At 67.4% G+C, this 26,373-nt stretch carries 27 protein-coding genes; 16 read left to right on the top strand and 11 right to left on the bottom strand.

Annotated elements, in window-relative coordinates; all coding sequences use genetic code 11:
• Positions 1–3 precede the first annotated feature (3 nt).
• The 4 genes from BLQ70_RS16295 to BLQ70_RS16280 all read right to left on the bottom strand — a co-directional run bounded on the left by BLQ70_RS16295 (position 4) and on the right by BLQ70_RS16280 (position 4,828).
• Positions 4–1,278 (bottom strand): ribulose-bisphosphate carboxylase large subunit family protein, encoded by a 1,275-nt coding sequence (locus tag BLQ70_RS16295; RefSeq protein WP_091858594.1) that lies wholly within the window; start codon positions 1,276–1,278, stop codon positions 4–6.
• Between the two features lie 22 nt (positions 1,279–1,300).
• Positions 1,301–1,855 carry a VOC family protein gene (locus BLQ70_RS16290; protein WP_091858592.1) on the bottom strand — a complete coding sequence of 185 codons (555 nt, stop codon included), beginning with the start codon at positions 1,853–1,855 and terminating at the stop codon, positions 1,301–1,303.
• A gap of 19 nt (positions 1,856–1,874) precedes the next feature.
• A complete protein-coding gene (locus BLQ70_RS16285) occupies positions 1,875–3,722 on the bottom strand; it encodes a TRAP transporter large permease (RefSeq protein ID WP_244512047.1) in 1,848 nt (615 codons plus the stop codon).
• Between the two features lie 89 nt (positions 3,723–3,811).
• Entirely contained in the window at positions 3,812–4,828 is a 1,017-nt protein-coding gene (locus tag BLQ70_RS16280; RefSeq protein ID WP_091858586.1) for a TRAP transporter substrate-binding protein, read from the bottom strand.
• A gap of 118 nt (positions 4,829–4,946) precedes the next feature.
• Here BLQ70_RS16280 and BLQ70_RS16275 point away from each other — a divergent pair, with 118 nt between their 5' ends.
• Both BLQ70_RS16275 and BLQ70_RS16270 read left to right on the top strand, forming a co-directional pair.
• Positions 4,947–6,017 (top strand): LacI family DNA-binding transcriptional regulator, encoded by a 1,071-nt coding sequence (locus tag BLQ70_RS16275; protein ID WP_091858583.1) that lies wholly within the window; start codon positions 4,947–4,949, stop codon positions 6,015–6,017.
• A gap of 50 nt (positions 6,018–6,067) precedes the next feature.
• Positions 6,068–6,535, top strand: a complete 468-nt coding sequence (locus BLQ70_RS16270; protein WP_091858580.1) for an MmcB family DNA repair protein — start codon at positions 6,068–6,070, stop codon at positions 6,533–6,535.
• A gap of 9 nt (positions 6,536–6,544) precedes the next feature.
• On the opposite strand, the gene BLQ70_RS16265 is transcribed toward BLQ70_RS16270, so the two are convergent.
• Positions 6,545–7,492 (bottom strand): LysR family transcriptional regulator, encoded by a 948-nt coding sequence (locus BLQ70_RS16265; protein WP_091858578.1) that lies wholly within the window; start codon positions 7,490–7,492, stop codon positions 6,545–6,547.
• A gap of 99 nt (positions 7,493–7,591) precedes the next feature.
• Between BLQ70_RS16265 and BLQ70_RS16260 the strand changes: the two genes are divergently transcribed.
• Positions 7,592–8,770 (top strand): MFS transporter, encoded by a 1,179-nt coding sequence (locus BLQ70_RS16260; protein WP_091858575.1) that lies wholly within the window; start codon positions 7,592–7,594, stop codon positions 8,768–8,770.
• A 72-nt stretch (positions 8,771–8,842) separates the two neighbouring features.
• Here BLQ70_RS16260 and BLQ70_RS16255 read toward each other — a convergent pair whose 3' ends face one another.
• Complete coding sequence (locus tag BLQ70_RS16255; protein ID WP_061968911.1) at positions 8,843–9,409, bottom strand: ActR/PrrA/RegA family redox response regulator transcription factor; 567 nt, start codon at positions 9,407–9,409, stop codon at positions 8,843–8,845.
• Positions 9,410–9,492: 83 nt separating this feature from the next.
• Positions 9,493–10,845: an ActS/PrrB/RegB family redox-sensitive histidine kinase gene (locus BLQ70_RS16250; RefSeq protein WP_244512041.1), complete on the bottom strand. Its 1,353-nt coding sequence runs from the start codon at positions 10,843–10,845 to the stop codon at positions 9,493–9,495.
• Positions 10,846–11,027: 182 nt separating this feature from the next.
• Here BLQ70_RS16250 and BLQ70_RS16245 point away from each other — a divergent pair, with 182 nt between their 5' ends.
• Positions 11,028–12,332, top strand: a complete 1,305-nt coding sequence (locus tag BLQ70_RS16245) for a polyhydroxyalkanoate depolymerase (RefSeq protein ID WP_091858870.1) — start codon at positions 11,028–11,030, stop codon at positions 12,330–12,332.
• Positions 12,333–12,354: 22 nt separating this feature from the next.
• Here the strand turns inward: BLQ70_RS16245 and BLQ70_RS16240 are convergent, their stop codons facing one another.
• The gene (locus BLQ70_RS16240) at positions 12,355–12,711 is read right to left on the bottom strand and encodes a hypothetical protein (RefSeq protein ID WP_091858572.1); all 357 of its coding nucleotides are present in this window, start codon (positions 12,709–12,711) and stop codon (positions 12,355–12,357) included.
• 89 nt (positions 12,712–12,800) lie between these two features.
• On the opposite strand from BLQ70_RS16240, the gene BLQ70_RS16235 reads away from it, so the two are divergent.
• The 5 genes from BLQ70_RS16235 to BLQ70_RS16215 all read left to right on the top strand — a co-directional run bounded on the left by BLQ70_RS16235 (position 12,801) and on the right by BLQ70_RS16215 (position 18,311).
• Entirely contained in the window at positions 12,801–13,541 is a 741-nt protein-coding gene (locus BLQ70_RS16235; RefSeq protein WP_091858569.1) for a M48 family metallopeptidase, read from the top strand.
• Positions 13,542–13,634: 93 nt separating this feature from the next.
• Positions 13,635–13,850 (top strand): hypothetical protein, encoded by a 216-nt coding sequence (locus BLQ70_RS16230; RefSeq protein WP_061968902.1) that lies wholly within the window; start codon positions 13,635–13,637, stop codon positions 13,848–13,850.
• A 123-nt stretch (positions 13,851–13,973) separates the two neighbouring features.
• Entirely contained in the window at positions 13,974–15,134 is a 1,161-nt protein-coding gene (locus BLQ70_RS16225) for an amidohydrolase (RefSeq protein ID WP_091858566.1), read from the top strand.
• 11 nt (positions 15,135–15,145) lie between these two features.
• Positions 15,146–16,651 carry a serine hydrolase domain-containing protein gene (locus BLQ70_RS16220; protein WP_061968899.1) on the top strand — a complete coding sequence of 502 codons (1,506 nt, stop codon included), beginning with the start codon at positions 15,146–15,148 and terminating at the stop codon, positions 16,649–16,651.
• A 70-nt stretch (positions 16,652–16,721) separates the two neighbouring features.
• Positions 16,722–18,311 (top strand): ABC transporter substrate-binding protein, encoded by a 1,590-nt coding sequence (locus tag BLQ70_RS16215; protein ID WP_061968896.1) that lies wholly within the window; start codon positions 16,722–16,724, stop codon positions 18,309–18,311.
• A gap of 4 nt (positions 18,312–18,315) precedes the next feature.
• Here BLQ70_RS16215 and BLQ70_RS16210 read toward each other — a convergent pair whose 3' ends face one another.
• Positions 18,316–19,191 (bottom strand): aldose 1-epimerase family protein, encoded by an 876-nt coding sequence (locus BLQ70_RS16210; protein WP_091858864.1) that lies wholly within the window; start codon positions 19,189–19,191, stop codon positions 18,316–18,318.
• 118 nt (positions 19,192–19,309) lie between these two features.
• Here BLQ70_RS16210 and BLQ70_RS16205 point away from each other — a divergent pair, with 118 nt between their 5' ends.
• The 6 genes from BLQ70_RS16205 to dapD all read left to right on the top strand — a co-directional run bounded on the left by BLQ70_RS16205 (position 19,310) and on the right by dapD (position 23,583).
• Positions 19,310–20,296 carry a TRAP transporter substrate-binding protein gene (locus BLQ70_RS16205; RefSeq protein ID WP_244512040.1) on the top strand — a complete coding sequence of 329 codons (987 nt, stop codon included), beginning with the start codon at positions 19,310–19,312 and terminating at the stop codon, positions 20,294–20,296.
• Positions 20,297–20,319: 23 nt separating this feature from the next.
• On the top strand, positions 20,320–21,099 hold the full coding sequence (locus BLQ70_RS16200; protein ID WP_091858563.1) for a VOC family protein: 780 nt from the start codon (positions 20,320–20,322) through the stop codon (positions 21,097–21,099).
• Positions 21,100–21,257: 158 nt separating this feature from the next.
• Positions 21,258–21,560: a hypothetical protein gene (locus tag BLQ70_RS16195; RefSeq protein WP_061968892.1), complete on the top strand. Its 303-nt coding sequence runs from the start codon at positions 21,258–21,260 to the stop codon at positions 21,558–21,560.
• 55 nt (positions 21,561–21,615) lie between these two features.
• Entirely contained in the window at positions 21,616–21,867 is a 252-nt protein-coding gene (locus BLQ70_RS16190) for a hypothetical protein (protein ID WP_139163567.1), read from the top strand.
• 53 nt (positions 21,868–21,920) lie between these two features.
• Positions 21,921–22,679 (top strand): precorrin-6A synthase (deacetylating), encoded by a 759-nt coding sequence (gene cobF / locus BLQ70_RS16185; RefSeq protein WP_091858558.1) that lies wholly within the window; start codon positions 21,921–21,923, stop codon positions 22,677–22,679.
• Between the two features lie 61 nt (positions 22,680–22,740).
• Positions 22,741–23,583 carry a 2,3,4,5-tetrahydropyridine-2,6-dicarboxylate N-succinyltransferase gene (dapD, locus tag BLQ70_RS16180; protein WP_061968887.1) on the top strand — a complete coding sequence of 281 codons (843 nt, stop codon included), beginning with the start codon at positions 22,741–22,743 and terminating at the stop codon, positions 23,581–23,583.
• A 64-nt stretch (positions 23,584–23,647) separates the two neighbouring features.
• Here dapD and BLQ70_RS16175 read toward each other — a convergent pair whose 3' ends face one another.
• Together BLQ70_RS16175 and BLQ70_RS16170 are read right to left on the bottom strand one after the other, a co-directional pair.
• Positions 23,648–25,141, bottom strand: coding sequence for an MDR family MFS transporter (locus tag BLQ70_RS16175; protein ID WP_091858555.1), 1,494 nt, complete (start codon positions 25,139–25,141; stop codon positions 23,648–23,650).
• A 117-nt stretch (positions 25,142–25,258) separates the two neighbouring features.
• Entirely contained in the window at positions 25,259–25,705 is a 447-nt protein-coding gene (locus BLQ70_RS16170; protein WP_091858552.1) for a MarR family winged helix-turn-helix transcriptional regulator, read from the bottom strand.
• Positions 25,706–25,837: 132 nt separating this feature from the next.
• Here BLQ70_RS16170 and BLQ70_RS16165 point away from each other — a divergent pair, with 132 nt between their 5' ends.
• Positions 25,838–26,368 carry a hydrolase gene (locus BLQ70_RS16165; protein ID WP_091858859.1) on the top strand — a complete coding sequence of 177 codons (531 nt, stop codon included), beginning with the start codon at positions 25,838–25,840 and terminating at the stop codon, positions 26,366–26,368.
• Positions 26,369–26,373: the final 5 nt, after the last annotated feature.

Raw genomic sequence — 26,373 nt, 5'->3', positions numbered from 1 at the left:
GCGCTAGCCCGCCTTGCCGCCGAAAGTGTCGAGCGCCTGCTGCAATTCAGGGTGCGTTCGCGCCGCCTCCACGATTGGCGTGCCTTCGGCGACGGCAGCCCAGGCCTGCCGGATACTGGCGACGCCGGCCTTCGGGCCGCCGGGATGAGCCAGAATGCCGCCGCCGGCCATGAACAGCAGGTCGTCATGGCCGATCGCATCCCAGGTCGCCTGAGCCGTACCGGCCCATTGCCCGGAGGAGAAGGCCGGCATCACCCGGTCGTCGGCGCCATCGGTCAGCGGCGTGACGCAATCCCCAGCGGAGGTCACGACCTCCTCGTCCTCCTGCGCGAATTTCCCCTGCAGGCCATGGACATGCATATGGTCGACACCGGCCAGCCGCCACAGCACCTGATAGGCCTGGAAGCCGATGCCGAGCAGCGGATGGCGCGAGAAGGCGCCATAGCCGTTGCGATGGCCGTGCAGAGCGAGATCAGTCGAGCGGCGTAAGCTCTCGATCGCGGAGAAGCCGCACCAGTTCAGGCTCGCCATCACGCAGGAACCGCCCTCGCGCGTGACGAGATCGGCATGGCGGCGCATCGCGTCGGTCTCGTCGGTGATGTTGAAGGCGACCATGACGTGCTTGCCGGTCCGGTCCTGATGCCGGCGAACCGCCGCCATCACCGCCGGGATGCGCTCGGCCAGCGGCGCATGCACCGGATCGGCCGAGATCTCGTCATCCTTGATGAAGTCGAGCCCGGCCTCGCAGAGGCTCGCGACGAGTTCGGCCGTCTGTGCGGCGCTGAGACCCACATTCGGCTTGATGATCGAGCCGACGAGCGGTCCTTTCGCCGCCCCGGTCAGGCGCCGCGTGCCGGCGATGCCCTGTGCCGGCAGCGGGAAGCGCTGGCGGTATGACCAGGGCAGGGCGATGCTTTCGAGCCTGAGGCCGGTGACCTCGCCGAGATCGTAGAGATTGCCCGCAACCACGGCGGCCAGCGTCGCGAGATTGGCGCCGACATTGTCGACCGGGAAGGAGATCGTGATGCGCGCGCGCCGCCATGGCCCGCCGACGCCCTTCCGCGCAAGCCACGCATTAGGCAGGCTGGGCTCCGTGGCGGGCTCCAGCTCCTCGATCCGCGTTACGACGGCCCGCGCCCGCTTGCGCAACTCGTCGGTCTCGCCGGCGACGCGCGCGAAGGTGCCGCAGGATTGCTCACCCGCCATCACCTCCGCGACCTTGGCCGGGTCGAGCGGAGTTTCGATGAGATAGGTCGCTTCGAAGCGTTCGCTGGTCATGGGGTCGGTATGCGAAGGGATATCAGGCTGCCGCAGCAGCGAGCTTGCTCAGGTCCGGGAAGGGCCTGACCGGATCCTTGCCGTCCCAGGTCTCGGACGCCTCGCGGATCAGGCGGAACATCTCGCCCTTGGGGCCGGCGACCTCCGAGAGTTCGATCACCGTGCCCGGGTGGTAATGCGTGTCGAAATAAACGAAGCGCCCGCGCTCGCCGACCTCGCCGGACATCACCGGCTTGAAGCCTTCCGCGACGAGCCGCTCCAGGTCGGCATCGTAGTCCGAGGTCCAGTAGGCGACATGCTGCAGGCCGGTCAGCCCCGCATCGGTGAAGTCCTTGTACATCGACGGCACGGCGTTGCGGCACTGGATCAGCTCGATCTGGAGCGGGCCGGAATTGGCCAGCGCCACGGAGTTGTGCGGCTCGTAGGTCTCGCCCTTGTAGCGGTAGTTCCTGATCGGGACCTTCGGATTGTAGAAGAACGGTCCGACGCCCAGCACGCGGCTCCAGTAGTCCATCGCCGCCTCGATATCCGGGACGACGTAGCCAGCCTGACGGATCTGGCCAAAGAAGCGGCTCATGGGCGTTGCTTTCTGATTATCAGGACCGGAGGAAGCCGATGGAGATCCACGGCACGGCAGCGACGACGAGCAGGCCGAGGATCAGGGCGAGGATGTAGCCCCAGATGTATTTCAGGCCTTCGTCGGGATTGATCTTGCTGATCGCGCAGGCGCCGTAATAGCCGACGCCGAAGGGCGGGGCGAAGAGCCCGATGCCCATCGCGAAGATCACGACCATCGAGTAGTGGACCTCGTGTATCCCGACCTGCTTGGCGATCGGGAACACCAGCGGCCCGAACAGCACGATCGCCGGGATGCCCTCGAGCACGCTGCCAAGGATGGTGAAGGCGACGATCGAGATGCCGAGGAAGCCCCAGCTTCCGCCCGGCACCGCCGCCATCGCCTGGGCGAGGTCGCGCGAGAAGCCCGATTGCGTCAGCCCCCAGGCCATGGCGGTGGCGCAGCCGATGATGAAGATGATCGCACCGGTCAGCGAGGCCGTCTCGATCAGCATCTTGGGCAGGCGGCGCCAGTCGAACTGGCGGTAGAGCAGGATGCCGGCGAGGATCGCGTAAGCGATGCCGATGGTGGAGACCTCGGTCGCGGTCGCGACACCTTCCACCACCGCGGCGCGGATGACGAAGGGCAGGGCGATGGCGGGCGCTGCGATCAAAGCGAGCTTGGCGATCTCGCGCTTGGGATAGCGCTTGACGTTGCTGAGGTCTTCGCCCCGGCAGCGCCACCAGACCACGAAGCAGAGCGCCGCGCCCAGCACCACGGCCGGCAGCATGCCGCCGGTGAACAGGGCTGCGATCGAGACGCCGGTGACGGAGCCGATGGTGATCAGCACGATCGAGGGCGGGATCGTCTCGGTCTGCGCGCCGGTCGCCGAGAGCAGGGCGACGAGATCGCCGGGCTTGGCGCCGCGCTTCTGCATCTCCGGGAAGAGCACCGGTGCGATCGCGGCCATGTCGGCGATCTTCGAGCCGGAAATGCCGGAAACCAGATACATCGCGCCGACCAGCACATAGGACAGGCCGCCGCGGACATGGCCGAGCAGGCTCGCCAGGAACTGGATCATGGCGCGGGCCATGCCGGTCATCTCGATCAACGCGCCCAGGAAGATGAAGAGCGGCACGGCGAGCAGGATCAGATGGCTCATGCCCTCGTCGAGCCGGCCGACCATGACCAGCATCGGCGTCGAGGTGGTGCAGGCGAGGTAGCCGAAGGTGGCGAGCGCGAAGGAGAAGGCGATCGGCACGCCGGAGAAGACGTTGAGCGCGACGACGCCGACGAAGAAGACGATCAGGTTGAGCTTGCCGAGCGGTTTCAGCGTGGGGCCGGCGAGCCAGAACAGCAGCACGAACAGAGCGGTGATTCCGATCGCGATCAGCGCGGGCTTCAGCGAGGCGAAGCGCAGCAGCCGGCAGCCGGCCGCGATCAGCATCAAACCGACGCCGATCGGGATCGCCGCCGCGCGCCAGGCATTGCTGATCTCCAGCGCGGGCGTGACGATGAAGTTCTCTTCCTCGGCATATTCGACCGCATGCGGCATGATCAGCAGCAGGAAGGCGATCGAGGCGGTGATCGCGACCGCTTCCAGCAGCGCCCGCGTCTGCGGTGAGACGCGGGAGACCAGCCCGGTCATGCGCATATGCTCGCCGCGCCGGAGCGCGACGACCGCGCCGAGCATCGAGAGCCAGAGGAACAGGATCGAGGCGAGCTCGTCCGACCAGACCAGCGGGGCATGGAAGACATAGCGCGCCACGACGCCGGCGCCGAGAATGATGATCTCGACGACCACGAGCACGGCCGCCACCGTCTCGACCAGGCCGCCGAGGCCGCGGTCGAGATGGCCGGCGAAGCGGCCGAGCCCGTTTGCGGGCATGGCGGCAGCGGGAAGGGTCGCGCTATGGGCATCCATCGGGGCGTTTCCTGTCTTGTGCTTTGGGGGCCTTATAGGCCCGCCCGCACGTCTCAGGCCAGCTTGCCGACGGCGTCTTCGAGCAGGCTCCAGGCGTCCTTGCCGAAGCGCTCCTGCCACTCCTTGTAGAAGCCGGCCTCACGCAGCTTGGCGCGGAAGGAATCCGGGTCCGTCTTGTTGAAGGCAAGGCCCTTCGACTGCAGATCCGCCTGCACGGTCTCGTTGAGTTTCTTGATGTCGCCGCGCTGGGCGACGCCGGCATCGTTGATCGCGCCGGCGACGATCTTCTGGATATCGGCCGGCAGGCCGCGCCAGGCACGCCCGTTGGCGATGAACCAGAACCCGTCCCAAATATGGTTCGAGATCGCGCAGCTCTTCTGCACCTCGAAGAGCTTGGCGACCTGGATGATCGGCAGCGGGTTCTCCTGCGCATCGACCACCTTGGTCTGGAGCGCCGTGTAGACCTCCGAGAACTGCAGGCTAGCCGGCGCGGCATCGAGCGCCTTGAACATCGAGATCGAGAGCGGGCTCACCGGCACGCGGATCTTGAGGCCGGCCATCTCCTTGGCGGTCTCGATCGCCTTGCCCGAGGTGGTCATCTGGCGGAAGCCGTTGTCCCACATCTTCTCGAAGGCATAGAGGTTCACCTTCGAGATGGCCTCGCGGACATGGGCGCCGAGCTTGCCGTCCATCGCCTTCCAGACCTGGTCGTAATCGGCGAAGGCGAAGCCGACGGCATTGATCGCCGCGACCGGCACCAGGGTCGCGATGACGAGCGCCGACGGCGTGAAGAAGGTGATGCCGCCGTTGCGGACCTGGCTCAGCATGTCGGTATCGCCGCCGAGCTGATTGTTCGGGAAGATCTTGATCTCGACCCGGCCGTTCGTCTCCTTGGCGACACGCTCGGCCGCTTCCTGGGCGCGGATGTTGAGCGGATGGCTGAGCGGCAGGTTGTTGCCGTATTTCAGCTCGATCTCGGCCGCCCGCGCGATATGCGGCATGGCGATGAGCGAGGCTGCGGGGGCGGCGGCGAGCGTACGCAGCACCGTGCGGCGCGTGAAGTTCGTCATGATGGTCCTCCCGGTATCGCTGATGCGATTTGATTGATTGCGGTCTTCTTGCCCTCAGATTAGGAAGCTGGAATGATGGTGGTCAAACTCAAATACTGATGTTTTTTGATGTGATTCTATGACGGGTACGGCAGAGAAAAACGGTAGTGGCGAAAGCCTGCAGCGCCGCCGGATGGCCCGCATCGCCGATGTCGCGGCGCTGTCCGGCGCCTCGACCGCGACGGTCGACCGGGTGCTGAACCAGCGTCCCGGCGTGCGCGCGGCCACCGTCCAGCGCGTGCTGAAGGCCGCGAGCGAACTGGGCTATGTGCTCGATCCAACCCTGCCGGCGCAGGCCTTCACGCCAATGCGGCTCGCCTTCCTGCTGCCGGCCGGCAGCAACCGCTTCCTCGCCATGCTCGGGCGCCATATCGCCGAGGCGCAGGAGCAGCTCGCTTCCTTCAACATGCGCGCCCGCGTCGAGTTCATCGAGAGCTTCAAGCCGGAATTGCTGGCCCAGCAGCTCCGCCAGGTCGGGCGCGATGTCGACGGCATCGCCTTCATGGCGCTGGAACATCCGGCGGTGCGCGAGGCGGTCAACAGCCTGGCCGAGCGCGGCGTGCCGGCCGTGACCTTGATTTCCGACATCGCGAATGCCCGCCGCGCCGCCTATGTCGGGCTCGACAATCGCTCGGCCGGGCGCACGGCCGGCTATCTCGCGGCTCGCTTCATCGGCCGGCGGCCGGCCAAGGTTGCGGTCATCGCCGGCAGCCTGAGCTATCGCGCCCATGAGGAGCGCGAGATGGGCTTCCTGCATCTCTTCGAGGAGCTGTTTCCACAGATCGAGGTCGTCGGCCTGCGCGAGGGGCTCGACGACGACGGCCGCAACTATCGCCAGGCCAAGGCGCTGTTGGCCCAGCACCCGGATCTCGCCGGCATCTACAATATCGGCGGTGGACCGGAGGGGATCGCGCGCGCCCTGAAGGAGGCGGGCCGGCAGCAGGATGTCGTCTTCGTCGGCCATGGCCTGACACCCGAGACGCGCGCGCTCCTGCTCGACGGCACGATGGACGCGGTCATCACCCAGCATCCCCATGCCGCGCTGATGAGCTGCATCGCGATCTTCGCCAATCTGCGTGCCGGCCGCCCGGCCTCGGAGGGAACGGCGCCGCCCAGCATCGAGATCATCCTGCGTGAGAACCTGCCTTAGGCTGCTGGTCGAAGCTTGCATTTCTGGAAACAAAGAGGGAACATGCACGCATGTCCCTTCCGGATTCCGTCCTGAACCCGCCGCCGGCGCGGCCCGATATCACGCGCATGGTCTGCCGCGGCGCTGGCCGGCACCTGCGGGAGCGCGGCTATGCCATCGTCAGGGAGATGACCTTCGCCAATGGCCGGCGCGGTGACATCGTCGCGCTGTCGCCTTCTGGCGAGCTCTGGGTCGTCGAGGTCAAGTCGGGCATCGCCGACTACCGCGTCGACGGCAAATGGCCGGATTATCGCGATTATTGCGACGGCTTCCTTTTCGCCGTTGCGCCTGAGTTCCCGCGCGAAATCCTCCCTGATGATGTCGGCCTGATCGTCGCCGATGCCTATGGCGGCGAATTGCTGCGCGAGCCGCCGCGCCATCCCTTGAGCGCGGCGCGGCGGAAGATGCTGACCATCGCGCTGGCGCGGCTGGCCTCCAGCCGGCTGGCCTTGATCGAGGACCCCGAGGGTTCAGTCTGATAAAATCATCTAGCGGGCTGCGGCGATTGCTGCTTTCGGCATCGTAGCGAACCGGCGCAGGTCGATCTCCGCGACGAGGAAATCGATGAAGGCACGCACCCTCGCGGGCAATTTGCCGCCATGACCGACATAGACGGCGTGGATGTCCTCGACATCGCCCGGATTGAAAGCCTCCAGCACGGGGACGAGCCGGCCGGCGGCGATGTCGTCGGCGATATGGAAGAGCGAGAGCCGGGTCAGGCCCTGTCCCGCCAGTGCCAGGCGCCGCGCGCTTTCGCCGTCGCCGACCGTGACGCGGCCATGGGCCGGCAGGAAGACACGCTGGCCATCGATGACGAAAGGCCAGGTATCGCGATGCCGGGCGAAGTTGAAGGTGATGAGGTCGCAGCCGGCAAGCTTGTCGGGATGATCCGGCGCTTCATGCGCCGCCAGGTAATCCGGTGAGGCGACGATCGCCGAGACGCTCTCGCCGAGCTTGCGTGCGACGAGCTGGGAGGATTTGAGCGGGCCGACCCGGATCGCGACATCGGCGCGCTCGTCGACGAGATCGATCACCGCGTCGGTGATCGAGATGTCCAGCTGGATGCCGGGATGCACCGCCATGAAGCGCGGCGCGACCGGGAGCAGATAGTGCCAGCCGAAGGCGACATTCGCATTCACGCGCAAACGTCCGCGCGGGATCTGGCAGGCCGCGACCGCCCGTTCGGCCTCGTCGAGATCGGCGAGCACGCGCAAGGTCCGCTCATGGAAGGTCGTGCCCTCCTCGGTCAGCATGAATTTGCGGGTCGAGCGGACGATCAGGCGGACGCCGAGCCGCGCCTCCAGCCGCGCGACGAGCTTGCTCACTGCCGATGGCGTCATCCGAAGCGCGCGTGCCGCCGGCGAGAAGCCGCCGAGTTCGACGACGCGGGCGAAGACCTCCATCTCGCCGGACCGGTTGACCTCGCTGCGTGGCATCGTGAATTCAACTCACAATTGCTGATCTTTCATGCAGTCTAATTCACAAGCCCTCGCCGCGCTATCTCCGGGCCCGAACAAGCTCCCCGGAGGCATTCCATGCCTATTGCCCTTTATGCTCTCACCGTCGGTGCCTTCGGCATCGGCGTCACCGAATTCGTCATCATGGGCCTGCTCCTGCAGGTCTCCGCCGATCTCGGCATCAGCGTCCCGCTCGCCGGCCTGCTGATGACCGGCTATGCGCTCGGCGTCTTCGTCGGCGCGCCCGTGCTGACGATCGCGACCCGCACGCTTCCGCGCAAGACGACGCTGCTCGTGCTCATGGCGATCTTCACCCTCGGCAATCTTGCCGCGGCGCTGAGCCCAAGCTTTGGCTGGCTGATGGCGGCGCGGATCGTGACCGCGCTGGCGCACGGGACTTTCTTCGGCGTCGGCTCGCTCGTCGCGACCAGCCTCGTCGCCCCGGAGCGCAAGGCCTCGGCCATCGCGCTCATGTTCACTGGCCTGACGCTGGCGACCCTGCTCGGCGTGCCGTTCGGCTCCTGGCTCGGCCTCGCCTTTGGCTGGCGCTCGACCTTCTGGGCGGTGACCGCGATCGGTCTCGTCGCCCTGGTCGTCCTCGCCGTCTTCGTCCCGGCTGATCGGGAGCGCGTCGTGCCCGGCTCGCTCGCCGAGGAATTCAAGGTGCTGGCGCGGCCGCAGGTTCAGCTCGGCCTCGTCATGACCGTGCTCGGCTTCGGCGGCATCTTCGCGGTCTTCACCTTCATCCAGCCGATCCTCGTCCAGCTCGCCGGCTTCAGCGAGGCCGCCGTGTCGCCGATCCTGCTGGTCTTCGGCGGCGGGCTCGTCGTCGGCAACCTGCTCGGCGGGCGCTGGGCCGATCGCAGGCTTGCCCCGGCGCTGATCGGCTCAATCGCGCTCTTGACCATCGCGATGTTCGCCTCGGGCTTCGCATTCCACAGCCAGATTGGTGCCGTCATCGCGGCCTTCGTACTGGGTGCCGCCGCCTTCGCCACGGTTGCTCCGCTCCAGATGTGGGTGCTTCAGCAGGCGGGCGGCGCCGGGCAGGGGCTGGCCTCCAGCCTGAACATCGCCGCCTTCAATCTCGGCAACGCCTTCGGCGCCTGGCTTGGTGGCGCGGTGATCACGCAGGGGCTGGGCTATGGCGCGATCGCGCCGGTCGCTGCCGTCGTGCCGCTGCTGGCGCTGGGTCTCGCCGTGTTCGCGGTGTCGCTCGAGCGCCGCGCGACCCGCATCGTGCCCGCCTGCGCGACCTGAGCCCCACAAGCGAACGATTAAGCAAAAGCCCGCCGGACGGTTTGTCCGGCGGGCTTTTGCGTTTTTGCGGGATCAGCGCGGCGCGCGTTTGGCGAGAATGCGCTGCAGGGTGCGGCGATGCATGCCGAGCCGGCGTGCCGTCTCCGAGACATTGCGGCTGCAGAGTTCGTAGACGCGCTGGATATGCTCCCAGCGCACCCGGTCGGCCGACATCGGGTTTTCCGGCGGTTGCGGGCGGGCATCGCGCTGGGCTGCGAGCGCTGCATGGATCTCGTCGGCATCGGCCGGCTTGGCGAGGAAGTCGAAGGCGCCGAGCTTCACGGCGCTGACGGCGGTCGCGATATTGCCGTAGCCGGTCAGGACCACGCCGCGCGCATCGGGCCGGCGCTCCTTCAGGCGGGCGATCACGTCGAGGCCGTTGCCGTCGCCGAGGCGCAGGTCGATCACCGCGAAGGCCGGTGCCGCTTCTTCCACGGCAGCCATGCCCGCCGCGACGCTGTCGGCGATGCGGACCGCATAGCCGCGGCCTTCCATGGCGCGGGCGAGGCGGGTCAGGAACGGCCTGTCGTCGTCGACCAGCAGAAGGGACATGTCGTCGGCCGGCCCGGCCCTGTCGGTTTCGCTCGCTGCATCCTGCATCGTCTTCTCCTTGCCGCTTCTCGGCGCGCTGCGGCGGCGCGCATTAGGGTTTCGGTTTTCCGGCTCTCCCCCGGGAGGCCGGCTCAGTCAGCTTCATTTAAGGCCGATGCGCCCGCCTGGGTACCCCCATCGCTGGGCAGGTCGGCCTCGAAATCGTCGCGGGACCAGGTAATTCGGATCGAAGCGCCGCTCGCAGGAGCCGGCCGGTTCGAGAATTCCAGCGTAGCACCACCTCGCTCCAGCAGCGTCTTGGCGATGAAGAGACCGAGACCGAGGCCCCCGCCGGCCCGGCCTTCACCCGCTCCGCGCGAGAGATAAGGGTCGCCGGCCCGCATCAGCACATCCGGTGGGAAACCGGGGCCGTCATCGGCGATCACCAGCACGACCTGGCTCTGGTTCCATTCCGCTGTGATCGCCACGGTCGCACGCGCGAAATCGACGGCGTTGTCGACGATATTGCCGAGGCCGTAGATCATGCCGGGATTACGCCGGCAGACCGGCTCGGGCTTGTCGCCGGTCATGGTGATCTCGAAAGGCACGCCGAAGGGCCGCTGCGGCCCGGCGGTCTCCTCGATCAGCAGGCGCAGGGTGAGCTGGCCGAGCGGGCCGGCATCCTCGTCCTGCAGGCTGGAGAGCTTGCCCAGGATGCCGCGGCAGCGCTCGACCTGTTCGCGCAGCAAGGCGATATCCTCGGCCATCTCTCCTTCGGGCGGGGCGAGGCGGGTTAATTCGCGGGCGACGAGCGCGATCGTGCCGAGCGGCGTGCCAAGCTCATGCGCCGCGGCGGCGGCGAGCCCGTCGAGCTGTGACAGGTGCTGCTCACGTGCCAGCACGAGTTCGGTCGCGGCGAGTGCGTCGGAGAGGTCGCGCGCCTCCTTGGCGACGCGCCAGGCATAGATGCCGGTGAAGCCGAGGCCGAGCACGAGCGCAGCCCAGTTGCCGAGCTGGTAAAAGGCGGGCAGCACCGGCCGGTCGTTCCCGGCCCAGGGCAATGGCAGGTGATAGCGGCTGAGCAGGGTCGCGAGGCCCATCGCCAGCAGCCCCAGGACGAGCGTGCGTTGCGGCGGCAGGGCCGTCGCCGAGATCATCACCGGCGCCAGGAACAGGATCGCGAACGGGTTCTGCAGGCCGCCGGTCATGAAGAGCAGCGCCGCGAGCTGGGCGATGTCGAAGCCGAGCAGGGCGGTCGCGGCCCTGTCGTTGAGGCGATGGCTCAGCGGAAAGCGGATGCGCAGCGCGATATTGAGCCAGGCCGAAACCGCGATGACGCTGAAGCACCAGCCGAAGGGCAGGGGAAAGCCGAGGCCGAAATGCACGCCGGTGACGGCGAGGCTCTGCCCGGCGATGGCGAGCCAGCGCAGCCTGACCAGCGTATCGAGGCGCAGATGGCGGCTGGAGCGCGCCAGGGCCGGGGCGGAGAAGTCCGGGAAGCTCAAGGTCTGCTGGTCTCCTGCGCGGCGCCTGCCGTGGGCTTTTTCCCGGCTTCATCCACATCGCAGGAAAATCTTAGCCTTTAGCCGGGTTGAATGAGAACAAAATCAACGTAAGGTGCGATGCTGCGTCGCATCATTGCATGTTGCGCCGCCGGAAGGACATTCATCGTATGTACGGGGCCGCCATGTCGTTTGCCTACCATGCCTACGAAGCGGTTCACATGATGGTGAGCCCGGTGCGCGGGGTTTCGGATGCGATGCATCTGGCCTTCAAGAACCCGGCCAACCCGCTCACCTACACGCCCTTCGGCCGGACGGTCGCCGCGTCCTGCGAATTGTTCGAGCGTATGACGCGCCGCTACGGCAAGCCCGCCTTCGGCCTCGACGAGACCACGATGAACGGCGTCAAGGTCGCCGTCGAGGAGCGGGTCGTCTGGGAGCGCCCCTTCTGCAAGCTGGTCTATTTCGACCGCAAGATCCCAAGCAGCCGCCGCAAGCCGCAGCCGAAGGTGTTGCTGGTTGCGCCGATGTCCGGCCATTACGCCACGCTGCTGCGTGGCACGGTCGAGGCCTTCCTGCCGGGCCACGAGGTCTACATCACCGATTGGGTCGATGCCCGCCTCGTGCCGCTTTCCGAGGGACGCTTCGACCTCGACGATTACATCGATTACGTCATCGGCATGCTTCAGATGCTGGGGCCGGACACCCATGTCATGGCGATCTGCCAGCCGTCCGTGCCGGTCATTGCCGCGGTCGCCCGCATGGAGGCCGAATCGGACCCCTGCGCGCCCCGTTCGATGACGCTGATGGGCGGCCCGATCGACACCCGCCGCTCGCCGACTGCCGTCAACCAGCTCGCGATGGAGCGCGGCACGGACTGGTTCCGCCGCAACTGCATCACCGTCGTGCCCTTCCCGAGCCTCGGCGCATTCCGGCAGGTCTATCCCGGCTTCATGCAGCTCTCGGGCTTCATGGCGATGAATATCGACCGTCACGTCACTGCCCATTACGACATGTTCAAGCATCTCGTCAGCGGCGACGGCGATTCCGCCGAGAAGCACCGCGACTTCTACGACGAGTATCTCGCGGTGATGGACCTGACCGCCGAGTTCTATCTCCAGACCGTCGACACCGTCTTCGTCCAGCATGCCCTGCCCAAGGGCGAGATGATGCACCGTGACAAGCCGGTCGACCTCACCGCCATCCGCCGCGTCGCGCTGATGACGGTCGAGGGCGAGAACGACGACATCTCGGGCGTCGGCCAGACCAAGGCGGCGCACGACCTCTGCGTCAACATTCCCGCCGACAAGCGCGTCCATTATCTCCAGCCGAAGGTCGGCCATTACGGCGTCTTCAACGGCTCGCGCTTCCGCGCCGAGATCCAGCCGCGCATCTCCGATTTCATGGTCAGCCTCGACATGGAAGCGGCCAAGGATCGTCGCGACGACAGCGCCAAGGAGCAGCGCAAGGCGCTCAAGGTCGTCGGCTGAAACCTGCACGGCGTAGGGCTGCTCAGGCCGCCCCGTCGCCCTCCTGCCAGACGATATCATAGGGGCGCCCCGTCCGGATGGCGGGGTTTAGCCGCTCGATCCGGCGATAGCGCAGCTTCAGATAAGCGAGCACGCCCTCTTCGAAGGCCGTGCCGACAACGCGCTCGACCCCGTTCGGCGCGCGCGCCGGGCCGTGCAGGACTACCGTCTCGATCGTGTCGAGATAGCTCCTTGCCCGCGCCGTCAGGCCGTCTCCCACGAAGAGATAGTCGAGATAGTTGTAGCTCTCCCCGTGATTGCCCCGGTCATCGGCGGGAATCACGTCGACGGAATGAATGATCTCGACGGGTGCGATCGGCGGGGGCGCATGGGTTGCCATGTCGGGAAGCTTCGCGCGTGGCCTTCCCCGGTGCAAGCCGCTGCTGGCGCTCTTCCGTAACCGCTCCGAATCCCGCACAATCGCAGATAATGCGCATCTCCCTGTTCAGGCGCCAGCCGGACCCCGACCGGATCGAGGTCGTGCATGCCGGCACGCGCTATGCCGTTCTGGTCAAGCGCCGCGCCGCTGCGCGGCGGATGACGCTGCGCGTCTCGCAGGCGACCGGCGAGATTACGCTGACCCTGCCCGAGCGCGCCGATTTCGCGGCAGGCCGAACTTTCGCCGAGAACCATGGCGGCTGGATCGCCGCGCGCATGGCGAAGCGCCCGCGCCCGGTGCCGTTCGAGCCCGGCCAGAGCATTCCCTTCCGCGGCGTGCCGCATCGCATCGTTCACTGGTCGAAGGCGCGCGGGCTGACGCAGGCGACGCGCGATGCTGACGGCGCGCCCGTCATCGCGGTCGCCGGGGACGCCGCCCATGTTGCGCGCCGGGTCAAGGATTTCCTGAGAAAACACGCGCTCGAGGATCTCGAGAAGGCGGTGCGCCGCCACACCGCGACGCTCGGCATCCCCGCCCGCAAGATCACCATCCGCGACACCACGAGCCGCTGGGGCTCCTGCTCTTCGCAAGGCCATCTCAGCTTCTCCTGGCGATTGATCCTGGCACCGGCCCCGGTGCTCGACTATCTCGCGGCCCATGAGGTCGCGCATCTCAAGGAGATGAACCACTCGCATCGCTTCTGGGCGCTGACCCACAAGCTCTGCCCCGGTACCGAGGCGGCGGAGGCCTGGCTGAAGCGCCATGGCGCGAGCCTGCATGGCTATGGTTAAGCCGGCTGTGCCGCCGCAATTCCGCCGTTAACCACTTTCTGAAACCTGCCCCGGCACACTGAAGGCCGATTCGCTTTCAGCGTGAGTATGCCTATGGGTCAGGTCATCGCGTTCCGCCTTCCGCAACAACCGGCCGCCGCCGCCGAGCCGGTGCTCGGCCTGATGTCGGCCGTCGATTTCGCCTTGCGCGATCTAGCCGAGATTCTCCCTCATATTGCGCTGGATTCGGCGCGCCAGCAGGCCGAGGCCTGTCGGGCGATGCTGGCGCAGGCCTTCGACGCCGAGATCGAGGCCGAGCTCGGTAACTGATCTCGCGCTCGCGCATGCCGCCCCCGGCGATGACGCGGGTTGCCGAAGCGGCTGAACTGTCGAACCTTTCCGGGCAAGAGCCGGTGATCCGCCGGCCGGCACTGCGCCTGGGAGGCTTCATCCGTGTTCTTGACCAACAGCGATATGTTCGATCTCGTCGATCTCCGGCATCGGCTGCATCGCCGCCCCGAAATCTCGGGCGAGGAGCGCGAGACCGCCGCGACCATCGTCGATTTCCTGAAGCCGACCGGCCCCGATCGTATCGTCACCGAGCTTGGCGGGCATGGTGTCGCGGCGATCTACGAGGGAACTGAGCCCGGCCCGACCGTTCTGATCCGTGCCGAACTCGACGCACTGCCGATCGAGGAATTGTCCGACAGCGACCATCGCTCCGAAATTCCCGGCAAAGGCCATCTTTGCGGGCATGATGGCCATATGACCATCCTCGCTGGCCTGGCGCGTGGCCTGCAGCGCAACCCGCCGAAGAAGGGCCGCGCGATCCTGCTGTTCCAGCCGGCGGAAGAGACCGGCGCGGGTGCCGCCGCCGTCATGGCCGATCCGAAATTCGAGGAGATCGTGCCGGACTATGCCTTCTCCCTGCATAATCGTCCTGGTGTGCCCGTGGGCCATGCCCGCATCTCGGAAGGCGCCGCCAACTGCGCCTCGCGCGGCATCAAGATCATCCTGACCGGCGAGACTTCGCATGCCTCGACACCGGAACATGGCCGCTCGCCGGCCCCGGCGATCGCGACGCTGATCCCGGCGCTGACCGCGCTCGGACCCGGCGGGCCGCTCGATGCCAATTTCCGGCTGGTCACCGTGACCCATGTCGAGATCGGGGAGCAGGCCTTCGGCATCGCGCCGGGCCATGGCGAGATCTGGGCGACCTTGCGCACCGTCAACGACGCGCAGATGGGCGCGCTCTGCGAAGCGGCCGAAAAGCTGGCGCGCGAGGCGGCCGAGGCCGGCCGGCTCACCGTCGAGATCAGCTATCACGACGTCTTCCACCATTGCGAGAACGAGCCGGAGGCCGTCGCGATGCTGCGCCGGGCGATGGACGAGGAGAAGGTGCCGCACGGCCCGACGCCGCCCTCGCGCGGCTCGGAGGATTTCGGCCTGTTCGGGCGCCGCTCCAAATCGGCGATGTTCCTGCTCGGCTCCGGCGAGACCGCGCATCTGCACAATCCGGATTTCGATTTCCCGGATGATGCGATCGGTCCCGGCGCGCGCGTCTTCATGCGGGCCTTGCGCAATCTGCTCGGCGAAACCCGGCCGCAGGGCTGAGGGAGCGAAATATGTCAGTGAATTGGACCCGCGCTGCGACCCGCGCGCAGGAGATCGTCGCGAACTGGCAGCGCATGGCGGGGCCGGGCGGCGCTGTCGTGCTGTTCGATCGCGACGGGGTGCGCGAAGCCTTTGCCGGCGGTCTCGCCAGCATCGAATACGGCGTGCCCTTCACGCCGCAGACGCCCAACCGCTTCGCCTCGATCAGCAAGCATGTCCTGGCAGTCGCATTGCTGCGCGCCGGCATCCCGCTCGATGCGCCGCTCGGCCGCTGGCTGAGCGAACTGCCGGCGCCGCTCGCCGAGGTCGAATTCAGTCGGGCCCTCGACATGACCGGCGCCCTGCCGGACATGATGGAGTGCTTCTGGCAGCAAGGCGTACCCTTCACCGCGACGTTGAATGCGGAGGAGGTCTTCGCGCTCGCCTGCCGCTTGCCTTCGCTGAGTGCCGAGCCCGGTACCGAGATGGCCTATTCCAACACTGGCTGGCGGCTTGGCCAGCGCATCCTCGAACAGGTCACGGGCAAGCCCTACAAGGACACCGTCGCGGAACTCTCCGGCGAACTCGGCCTCGCCTTCCGCCTGCCTTATGACGGGTCGGAAATCGTGCCCGGCCTCGCCACCGGCTGTTGGAACGACGGGGTAGACTGGCGGCGCGGCCATAACGGCCCGCATTTTTCCGCATCGGGTGGACTCGTGGGGTCCGCCGCCGATCTCGCCGGCTGGGCCTCGGCCCTGCTCGCGGGGCGCGGCCCGCTCGCCGGCATGCTGGAACGCCTGACTGCGCCGCGCCATTTCGCTGATGGCAGCGAGAGCGTCTACCGGCTCGGCCTTGTCGCCAGCCGGCTCGGCGAGACCGCGATCGTCGGCCATGGCGGCTCGCTCGCCGGCTATCGCAACCATTTCTGGATGTCGCCGGCCCACGGTGTCGGCGTCGTCGTGTTGTCGAATCGCGAGGAGGAGGCGCTCTGGCCTGCCCTGACGGTGCTGGCGGCGCTGCTCGAACAGGAGCTGCCGACGATCGCGAAAGCGCCAGTCGGCCTGTTCGCCAGCGACGAGGGGCCGTTCTGGGCCGAGCTTGCCGCCGATTCGATCAGCTACATGGGTGGTTTCGAGCGTCTGATCACCGATGGCAACGGCGGCCTGCGCAGCCTGCCGGCCTATCTCGACATCCGCCTGAAACAGGACGGGGAGGATCGCCTCACCGGCCTGATCGGCGGCGTGCAGCGTTCGCTCCGGCGCGTGCCGGCCGACACGCCGCTCGATGCGCGATTGGTCGGGCGCTGGCACGATCCGAATTTCGGCACCGAAATCGAGATCAGGGCGGATGGCACGGCCCTGATGCCGTGGCCTTCCGGCGGGACGGTGTCGCCTCTGACGCCGCTGCCGAACGGCCGTGCGCTCGCCGATCTTCTGCACGGACCCTGGCGGTCGCGGCCGTGTCTCTGGCTCGATGCGGAGGGTGACTTGCGGGTCGCCAGCCATCGGGCAAGGATCTTGCAGATGAAACGAGTCTGAAACGCGCCGGCTGAGGCGGCTCCGCTGAGGGGCGGGGCCGTTGGGCCGATGACGAAGGAGGAGAACGCTGATGCAACTGTCCCGTTTCACTGCTGCGCTGCTGCTGTCGGCGGCCGCGCTCCTGCCGCTTCCGGCGGCGGCACAGTCGCAGCCGGCCTCGAACCGCGTTCTGCGTGTCGCGCCACATGCGGATCTCAAGACGCTCGATCCGGTTGCGGCCTCGATCGTCATCACCCGCATGCATGGGTTGATGATCTACGAGACGCTTTTCGCCTGGGACTCGAACCTTCAGCCGAAGCCTCAGATGGTCGAGAGCTTCGAGACCTCGCCGGACAAGCTGACCTGGACCTTCAAGCTCCGCCCCGGCCTGAAATTCCACGACGGCCAGCCAGTCACGACCAAGGACGTCATCGCCTCGCTCGCCCGCTGGATGAAGCGCGATACCATCGGCGGCAAGCTTGCCGAGTATACTGATGGCATGGAGGCGGTGGACGATGCCACCTTCCGCCTCAAGCTGAAGCGCCCGCTGGCGCTGGTGCCCTTCGCGCTCGGCTCGGCGGTCGGCCAGATCCCGGTGATCATGCGCGAGTCCGACGCCAAGTCCGACCCGATGAAACCGGTTACCGAGACGATCGGCTCCGGCCCGTTCAAGTTCAACCGCGAGGAATGGCGCAGCGGCTCGAAGGTCGTCTATGACCGCAATCCCGATTACGTGCCGCGCTCCGAGCCGGCCGATGGCCTCGCCGGCGGACGCGTCGTCAAGGTCGACCGCGTCGAATGGCAGATCATGCCGGATGCGGCGACAGCCGCTGCCGCACTCCAGACCGGCGAGATCGATATCTGGGAACAGCCGAGCCAGGACCTGATCCCGGTCATCGCGACCAGCAGTCAGGTCAAGGTCGACCGCTATGCCAACCTCTCCAACCAGGCGATGCTGCGGCCGAACCATCTCCACCCGCCCTTCGACAATCCCAAGGCGCGGCTGGCGCTCGCCTATGCCACGGACCAGGCCGATTTCCTCTCGGCCGGCTTCGGCGACGAGGAATGGTGGAAGCGCTGCGCCTCCTATTTCATCTGCGGCGGCCCCAACGGCACGGAAGCGGGCACGGAAGGCTATGCCAAGCCCGATCTCGACAAGGCGCGGGCGCTGCTGAAGGAGAGCGGCTACAAGGGCGAGAAGCTCGTGCTTTCGACCAGCAACGACATCGCTCCGATCGGCCGCATGGCGGAGGTCGCGGCCTCCTCGCTCAGGAAGGTCGGCTTCAATATCGATCTGCAAGTCGCCGATTGGGGCACCGTCACCACACGCCAGCAGAACAAGGGCACGTCCGAGCAGGGCGGCTGGAACCTCTTCGTCACGACGGCGTCAGGCGCGACCATGCAGTCGCCGCTGACCAATATCGGCACCAACATGGCCTGCGAGCGCGCCTGGTCAGGCTGGCCCTGCGATGCCGAGGCCGAGAAGCTGCGCGGAGCCTTCATCGATGCGCCCGACGAAGCCGGCCGCAAGCTTGCGTTGGAGGCTCTGCACAAGCGCCTGGCCGAGATGCAGCCCTATCGCGTGCTCGGTCAGTACGACCAGCCCTATGCAAGGCGCACCAATGTCTCCGGCGTGCTGGCGGCGCCGGTCATGCTGTTCTGGAACATCGAGAAGAAGTGACGCGCTAAAGCGTCGCGCGCCAGACGAAATCGCGGCTTTCGCCCGGCGCCAGCCTGAGGATGCCGGGCTTCTCCGCGATTTCGCCCTGCCAGCCGATCGGGCTCGCCATGCTGAACCAGGGCTCGATGCAGAGGAACGGCGCGCCTGTTGGCTTCGACCAGATGCCGAGATCCTTATAGCCCTCCCAGCTCACGGTCAGGGCGCGGCTCTCGCGCCCTGACCCGTCCAATGCCGCGAAGCGCACCGAGCGGTTCACCGTATCGGGGATCACGATCGCATCGTTGACGAAGAGGTTTTCGTCGAGCGGCAGGTCAGTGCCGGAGAAGGGAAGGGGGATCGCAGGGCCGAGCAGGCCGGCCTCGACGCCGAGGCCCTGGCCCGGCTCCGCCTGCGGGAAGGTCAGGCGATGCGCTTCCTTCGCGATGTCCTCGGTCAGCGGCCAGAGAAAGGCCGGATGCGCGCCGACGCCGCAGATCAGCGGCACATCGGCTGGGTTGCTCACCCGCGAGGTGACGGTCAGCGTATCATCAGCGACCGCGTAGATCATCTGCAAGACGAACCGGAACGGGTAGATCGCCAGCGTCTCCGGGCTCTCCCGCAGCTCCAGCACGGCCCTGTCGGTGCTGCGCTCGACCCAGGTAAACAGGCTGTCGCGCGCGAAGCCGTGCTGGGTCAGGCGGTAGGAGCGCCCTTCATGGATCAGCGTGTCGTCGGTCAGCCGCCCGACGATCGGGAACAGCACAGGCGCATGGCGCGGCCAGTCCGGCCCGCCGTTCCAGAGCGCCGGCCCGTTCGCGTCGGCAAGCGCGATCAGTTCGCCGCCTTGGGCCCGCACCGTCGCGCGCAAACGATCGGAGGCAATCTCATGGGTCTCGCTCATCATCGTCTCCGTCGGCGGCTCACTTCCCGATAGCCGATCGGCATCGGCAAAATCCACTGGGGCTTGCGGCGGGGCGCGTTTCGCGCGATCCCGCTGCAAGCGCCGAAGGAGGCACGCCTTGCCGATCACCCGCCGTCAATTCGCCGCCGGTTCGCTCGCTGCGCCCGCCATCCTCAGGGGCGGCCGGGCTTTCGCCGCCGGCCGGCCCATGACTGTCGCGTCGCTGCTCGGCGAGGACAAGCCGGAAACCAGGATCTGGCGGCGCATCGCCGAGGTTCTGGCGCGCACGGCGCCGGGGCGCTTCGACCTGCGGATCGTGCCGAACGCTGCCCTCGGCGGCGAGAAGGAGGTCGCGGAGGGCCTTCGCCTCGGCTCGATCCAGGCGGCGCTCTCGACCGTGTCCTCGCTCTCCGGTTGGGTACCCGCCGGGCAGATCCTGGACCTGCCTTTCCTGTTCCGCGACCGTGCCCATCTCGCGCGCGTGCTGGCCGGGCCGCTCGGAACCCAGCTCAAGACGTTCTACGAAGCGCAGGGCTTCGTCGTGCCGGGCTTCATCAATTACGGCGCCCGCCATCTCCTGGCGAAGGAGCCGCTGACCACGCCTGCTTCGGTCAGGGGCAAGCGCATCCGCGTCATCCAGAGCCCGCTGCATACCGCGCTCTGGTCGGGTTTCGGCGCCTTTCCCACGCCGATCCCGATCCCGGAGACCTATAACGCGCTGAAGACTGGCGTGGTCGATTGCATGGACCTGACCAAATCGGCCTATGTCGGCTTCCGCCTGCACGAGGTCGTGCCGGTGCTGATCGAGACCGGCCATATCTGGGCGAGCGGCGTCGTGATGTTCGCCGCGCCGTTCTGGAAGGGCCTGGCGCCGCAGGATCGCGAGGCGCTGACGGCCGCGGTGACCGAAGGCATTGCCTATTTCGACGAATTGATGCGGGCCGACGAGGAAGCCTCGATGGCGCGGGCCAGGGCCGAAGGCGGCAAGGTCGTGCCGGCCGAGGATCGCCAGGGCTGGCAGGACGGCGCGCGCAAGGTCTGGGAGAACTTCGCGCCGCAGCTCGGTGGTATGTCTGCTATCGAAGCCATCGCGCAGAGCTCCTGACACCAGCATTGGGAACGAGAACCATGCCGCTTTCGATCGACCATATCGTCATCGCTGTTACCGATCTCGACGCGGCGATCCGCGACTATACGGCGCTCGGCTTCACGGTGCTGCCCGGCGGCGAGCATCCGCGCGGCTCGCGCAACGCGCTGGTCGTGTTCGAGGACGGCGCCTATCTCGAGATCATCGCCTTCCCGCACCCGCTGCCGGAGTATCGCTGGTGGCAGGTGCTGGACCGTGCCGGCCCCGGCCTCGTCGATTATGCCGTGCTGCCGGATGATCTCGATGCCGATCTCGACCGCGCCCGTGCCGCCGGCATCGTCATGGACGGCCCGCTTGACGGCGGCCGGCTCCAGCCCGACGGCACGCGCATCGCCTGGCGCTCGGCTCGCCCGCCCGAGCCCGATATCCCCTTCCTCTGCACCGATGTCACGGCCCGCAGCCTGCGCGTCCCCGAAGGCGCGGCCCGCCGCCATGCCAATGGCATCACCGGGGTCGCCGGCGTCACCGTGGCGGTGCAGGACCTTGCGACCTCGGTCGCGCGCTATCGCGCCCTGCTCGGGCAGGAGCCAGTTGCGCTGGGCGGCGTCCCCGGACTGGGATTCGGGCTCGCGCAGTTCCGCATCGCCCGGCAGACGCTGTCCCTGACAGAGCCGCGCGGCCCGGCCGCTGCCAGCCTCGGTGAGCACCTCGTCCGCCGCGGGCAGGGCGCCTATGCCGTCTCCTTCTACGGTCCCGACGATGCCCGTCTCGACGACGGCCTTGCCCATGGCGCCCGCCTGGAAATCATCCGCGACCTCTAGTCGCTGACGGTGTCACGATGCGGTCACGCTCGCGGGCGAGAGTGGCCCGTTACCTTAAAATAGTTCTATTTATGTAGTAATAACAAGGCCTTGCATCGAATCATCGGCGCGCCTATCTCTCCGTCGCGATCAGTGAATCAACCGACGGAGGGACCGGAATGGGTGGAGTCACCGAGGTCGATGTCGCGGCCGCGATCGGCCGCATCGACGAGATCATCATCCGCGAGATCGTCCGCACCGGTGCGAGCCGGCCGGAGCTGCGCCGGGCGCTCGCGCTCGCCAAGGGGCCGGGTGATCTCGACGCAGACGCGGCGCTGCCGCCGCGCATGCAGCGGCTTGTCGACCTGCTCGCTGTCGCCTTGCCTGAGCAGGGGCCCAAGCTCCCGCAGGGCCCCAAGCCCCTGCAAGGGCCACAGCGCCGCCGCCATGCCGCCATCAAGGGCATCGAACGTGCAGCCTGATCAGGGCAGGGCCGAATCGCTAGAGACCGCCCGGGCCGAGATCCGGGAGGCGCTCATGACGGCTTTTTGCGCGGCACTGCGCGATACTCGTCTGCCGCCGCTCACCCTGCTCGAGCTCGCGGCGACAGCGGTCGGTTCTGTCTACAGAGAGGTGGCGGATGCTCATTGCGGTGACCAGCCATGCCCTTGCGGCTGGCATCCGCGCCTCCAGGCGGATCTGGAGGCGCTTCAGGCGGCGCTGGCGCTGAGCGTGTCGCCGATTCCTCATGGCGATCTCGTCCACATGCCCGTGCTCGGCCGGGCCTGATCTCGCATTCCGTGCGCGGGCCGTGCTAAGCCGCCGCAAACCGGCGGAGCGGCATGCGCAACATCCTCATCATCGGCATCGGGGCCGGCAATCCCGACCACATGACGATCGAGGCGATCGAGGCGCTGAACCGCGCCGACATCCTGTTCATCCCCGACAAGGGCGAGGAGAAGGCCGCCTTGCGCGCCCTGCGCGAGGCGATCTGCGCCCGTTTCATCCGTAAGCCGGACTACCGCACGGTTCCTGTCGAAATCCCGCGCCGCGCCGAGGCGGGCAGCGACTATCACGGCGTTGTCGACGATTGGCATGAGCGCATCGCTGCCCGCTACCGCGCCCTGTTCGAATCCGAATTGCAGGAAGGACAGACCGGCGCCCTGCTCGTCTGGGGCGACCCCGCTCTCTACGATTCCACCCTGCGCATCATGGAGCGCGTCGCCGCTTCCGGCCTGAGTCTCGACTGGCAAGTCTATCCCGGCATCAGCAGCGTCCAGGTCCTGGCGGCGCGCCACCGCGTTCCGCTCAACACGATCGGCGCGCCGATCCTGATCACCACCGGCCGCCGACTCTCGGAAGGCTTCCCGGCCGATCAGGACAGCGTCGTTGTCATGCTCGACGGCGAGCAGACCTTCGGCAAGATCGATCCCGAAGGGCTCGACATCTGGTGGGGCGCCTATCTCGGCACGCCCGATGAAATCCTGCGCGCCGGTCCGCTCACAGAGCTCTCGGCCGAGATCACGGAGGTCAGGGCGCAGGCCCGCGCGCGACATGGCTGGATCATGGATACCTACCTGCTGCGCCGTCGTTCGGCTTGACGCAGGCGCCTGCATCCGCCATCGCTCGCGCCGATCTTTCTGGAAGCGCCGGAGCCACCTGATGTCCCTCGCCGATCTCAACCAGACCATCGACGCCGCCTGGGAAAACCGGGCCGAGATCGGCGTCCAGACCAAAGGCGCCGTTCGCGAGGCGGTCGAGCAGGCGATCGAGATGCTGGATGCCGGCCAGGCTCGCGTCGCCGAGAAGCAGGGCGCTGATTGGATCGTCCATCAGTGGCTGAAGAAGGCGGTGCTGCTCTCATTCCGCCTGACCGACAACGTCATCATGGCCAATGGCCCGGGCGAGGGCGTGTTCTGGGACAAGGTGCCGTCGAAATTCGAGGGCTGGGGCGAGAACCGTTTCCGTGCCGCCGGCTTCCGCGTCGTGCCGCCGGCCGCCGCGCGCAAGGGCTCCTTCATCGCGTCGGGCGTCGTGCTGATGCCGTCCTTCGTCAATATCGGCGCCTATGTCGATTCCGGCACCATGGTCGACACCTGGGCGACGGTCGGCTCCTGCGCCCAGATCGGCAAGAACGTGCATCTCTCGGGCGGCGTCGGCATCGGCGGCGTGCTCGAGCCGCTGCAGGCCAACCCGACCATCATCGAGGATAACTGCTTCATCGGCGCCCGCTCCGAGGTGGTCGAGGGCGTGATCGTCGGCGAGGGCTCGGTGCTCTCGATGGGCGTCTTCATCTCGGCCTCGACCAAGATCGTCGACCGCGCCACCGGCCAGGTCCATGTCGGCAAGGTGCCGCCCTATTCGGTGGTGGTGCCGGGCTCGCTGCCGGGCAAGCCGTTTCCGGACGGTACGCCGGGCCCGTCACTGTCCTGCGCCGTGATCGTCAAGACGGTCGACGCGCAGACGCGCTCCAAGACCGGCATCAACGAGCTTCTCCGCGACTGACGCCTCGGTCGCTGGCTGTCATGCCCGGGCTTCCTCCGGGCATGACGGTGCGCGAGCGCTTCTTCTATTCACCGCCGATCGCCTTGGCGGCCTCGACCGCGCGGCCGCGCAGCGGCAGTTCCTGCATCCGGGCCAGCGACAGCCAGGCGAAGGCGAAGCCTAGGCTCGCGGCGCCGAAGACATAGCGGAACAGCACGACCATGGTGTCGCGGTCGACGGTGCCGAGCTTCAGTGCCTCGGGCGAGAGCTGCGCGCCGACCCCGCCGACGCCGCCGAGCACGATCGCGCCGAACACCGCGACGATCAGCGCCCCGCCGATCTGGCGGAAGAAATTGGCCACTGCCGTCACCGTCCCGAGCTGATGCGCCTGCACGGCATTCTGGATCGACACGGTCGCGACCGGAAGCAGCGTGCCGAAGCCGATGCTGACCACGGCCAGGATGATGCTGAAGGGCAGGATCGGGATCTGGCCGGAGAAGGCTGCGAGAACCGCCGTACCTGTCATCGCGACGAAAAGCCCGGCCAGCGGCGCTCGCTTGTAATGGGTGAGATGCGACATCGCTCGGCCGGAGCTGGTCGCGCCGATGACGGTGCCGCAGGTCAGCGGCAGCAGGCCGAGGCCGGAATGGGTGGCGCTCATCCCCATCACCGTCTCGAAATACAGCGGCAGGTAGATGGTGAGGCCGATGAAGGTGCCCATGCCGAAGCCAGCTGCCACCGTGCCACGCCTGACGACGCCATTGCCGAAGATGTCGAGCGGGATCAGCGGCTCCGCGGCCCGGCGCAGGCGCCAGGCGAACAAAGCCCAGAGCACGAAGGAGGCACCGACGAGGGCTGCGATCGGGAGCGAACCCCAGGGATAGGCGGTGCCGCCCCAGGACAGGGCGAGCAGCAGCGACACCGTTGCCAGCGTCATCAGCATGGCGCCGAGTACGTCGAGCTTGTGGGGGCGCTCGTGGCGCGGCAGCCGTTTCAGTGCCGCGTTTGACATCCAGTAGGCGCCGAGCCCGAGCGGCAGGTTGATCCAGAAGATCACCGACCAGTGCAGCTTTTCCGCGAGGAAACCGCCGAGGACGGGGCCGAGCAGCGAGGACGACATGAAGACGCTGGCGAAATAGACCTGATAGCGTCCGCGCTCCTTGGGAGGCACCATGTCGCCGACGATCGTCTGGGCCAGCGCGATCAGGCCGCCGCCGCCGAGCCCCTGCACGAAGCGCGCGATGACCAGCAGCCAGAGCGAGGGCGCCAGCGCGCAGGCGATCGAGCCGATCACGAAGACGACGATGCCGGCGAGCAGCGTCACCCGCCGCCCGTGGATATCGGCGAGCTTGCCGTAGAGCGGCGTGACCGCGGTCGAGGCGAGCAGGTAGATCGTGACGATCCAGGATAGATGCGTCACGTCGTTGAGGTCGCGGCCGATCGTCGGGAGGGCCGTCGCGACGATGGTCTGGTCGAGCGCGGCCAGGAACATCGCGAGCATGACCCCGATCAGGATCGAACGGATATCCGCAGGCGTCAGGGCTGCGGCCGGGGCGGGAGTGTCGAGCCGCTTGTCCATGGCTGTGATCTTGCTTGCGTCTAGGGAATGGCGGGAGGGTAATCGCGGCGGGCGCTATGCGCCAGAGACACGTTGGCGGGGCCGCCCTGCGGCGGAGGCGGGGCAAGCTGCCGTGGTTCAGCCCAGGCTGTGCAAGGTATCGCGCAGGCTCTCCGGCGCGGTCTCGGGCATGGCGGCCTCGATGGCCTCGTGCATCTGCCGCCAGATCGGCACGGCTGAGGCGAGGAGCGCCATGCCGTCAGGTGTCAGGGTCAGCAATCGGCCGCGGCGATCCGCGGGGTCGACCGCAATGCTGACGAGCCCGCGCCGTTCCAGCGGTTTCAGCGCGGCGGTGAGGGTTGTGCGGTCCATCGCCAGAAGCTCCGCGACCGGGCCGAACGAGGCCGGCACCGGCCGGTTCAGGGCCATCAGCAGGGAGAACTGGCCGTTCGTCAGCCCGACAGGCCGCAATGCCTCGTCGAAACGGCGTGCCAGCGTCCTTGCTGCGCGCTGCACATGCAGGCACAGGCAATGATCGCGCACATGCAGCGTCGTCGCGAAGGAAACGATCGGTTTGCCGTCCATTTCATCTGCATGTTGACTGCCGTTAGGCAAGTCAAGCGAAGCTCGGTCGCGGCGATTTCACGTTTGTTGACGAAGGCGGCACCTTGCCGCGCTATGAAGCGCCTCGACGGCACGAAGAGGAAAGGCCGGGCCATGCCGCTGCTCACCGCGAAGAATGCCACGCTGGTGGTCATCGACTTCCAGGCGAAGCTGATGCCGGCGATCCATGACGGTGAAAAAGTGCTGTTGAATGCCGGCCGCCTCGCCGAGGCGGCACGGTTGCTGGGCGTTCCGGCGGTCCTGACCGAGCAGTATCCGCGCGGCCTCGGCGCGACGGTTCCGGCCCTGGCGGAGGTCGGTCCGGCCGTGACCAAGATGAGCTTCGATGCCTGCGGCGAGCCGGCCTTCCTCGAGGCCGTGGCCGGGGATCGCGAGCTGGTGGTCTGCGGCTGCGAGGCGCATGTCTGCGTCGGCCAGACGGTATTGACCCTGCTCGAGCATCGCCGCCGCGTCGTCGTGGTGGCCGATGCGATCGGCTCGCGGGTGCCGCAATCGCGGGAGATCGCGCTTGCCCGCATGGCGAGCCACGGCGCCGAGATCGTCACCACCGAGATGGTGTTGTTCGAATGGCTGCGAAGCGCAGAGCATCCGCAGTTCCGGCCGGTCTCCAAGCTGATCCGCTGAAGGGA

Origin of the sequence: Allobosea robiniae (genome assembly GCF_900102525.1) — a bacterium.
Classification (GTDB): domain Bacteria; phylum Pseudomonadota; class Alphaproteobacteria; order Rhizobiales; family Beijerinckiaceae; genus Allobosea; species Allobosea robiniae.
Note: the sequence above shows the minus strand (reverse complement) of the source record. Positions and strands in the feature narration are given on the sequence as shown.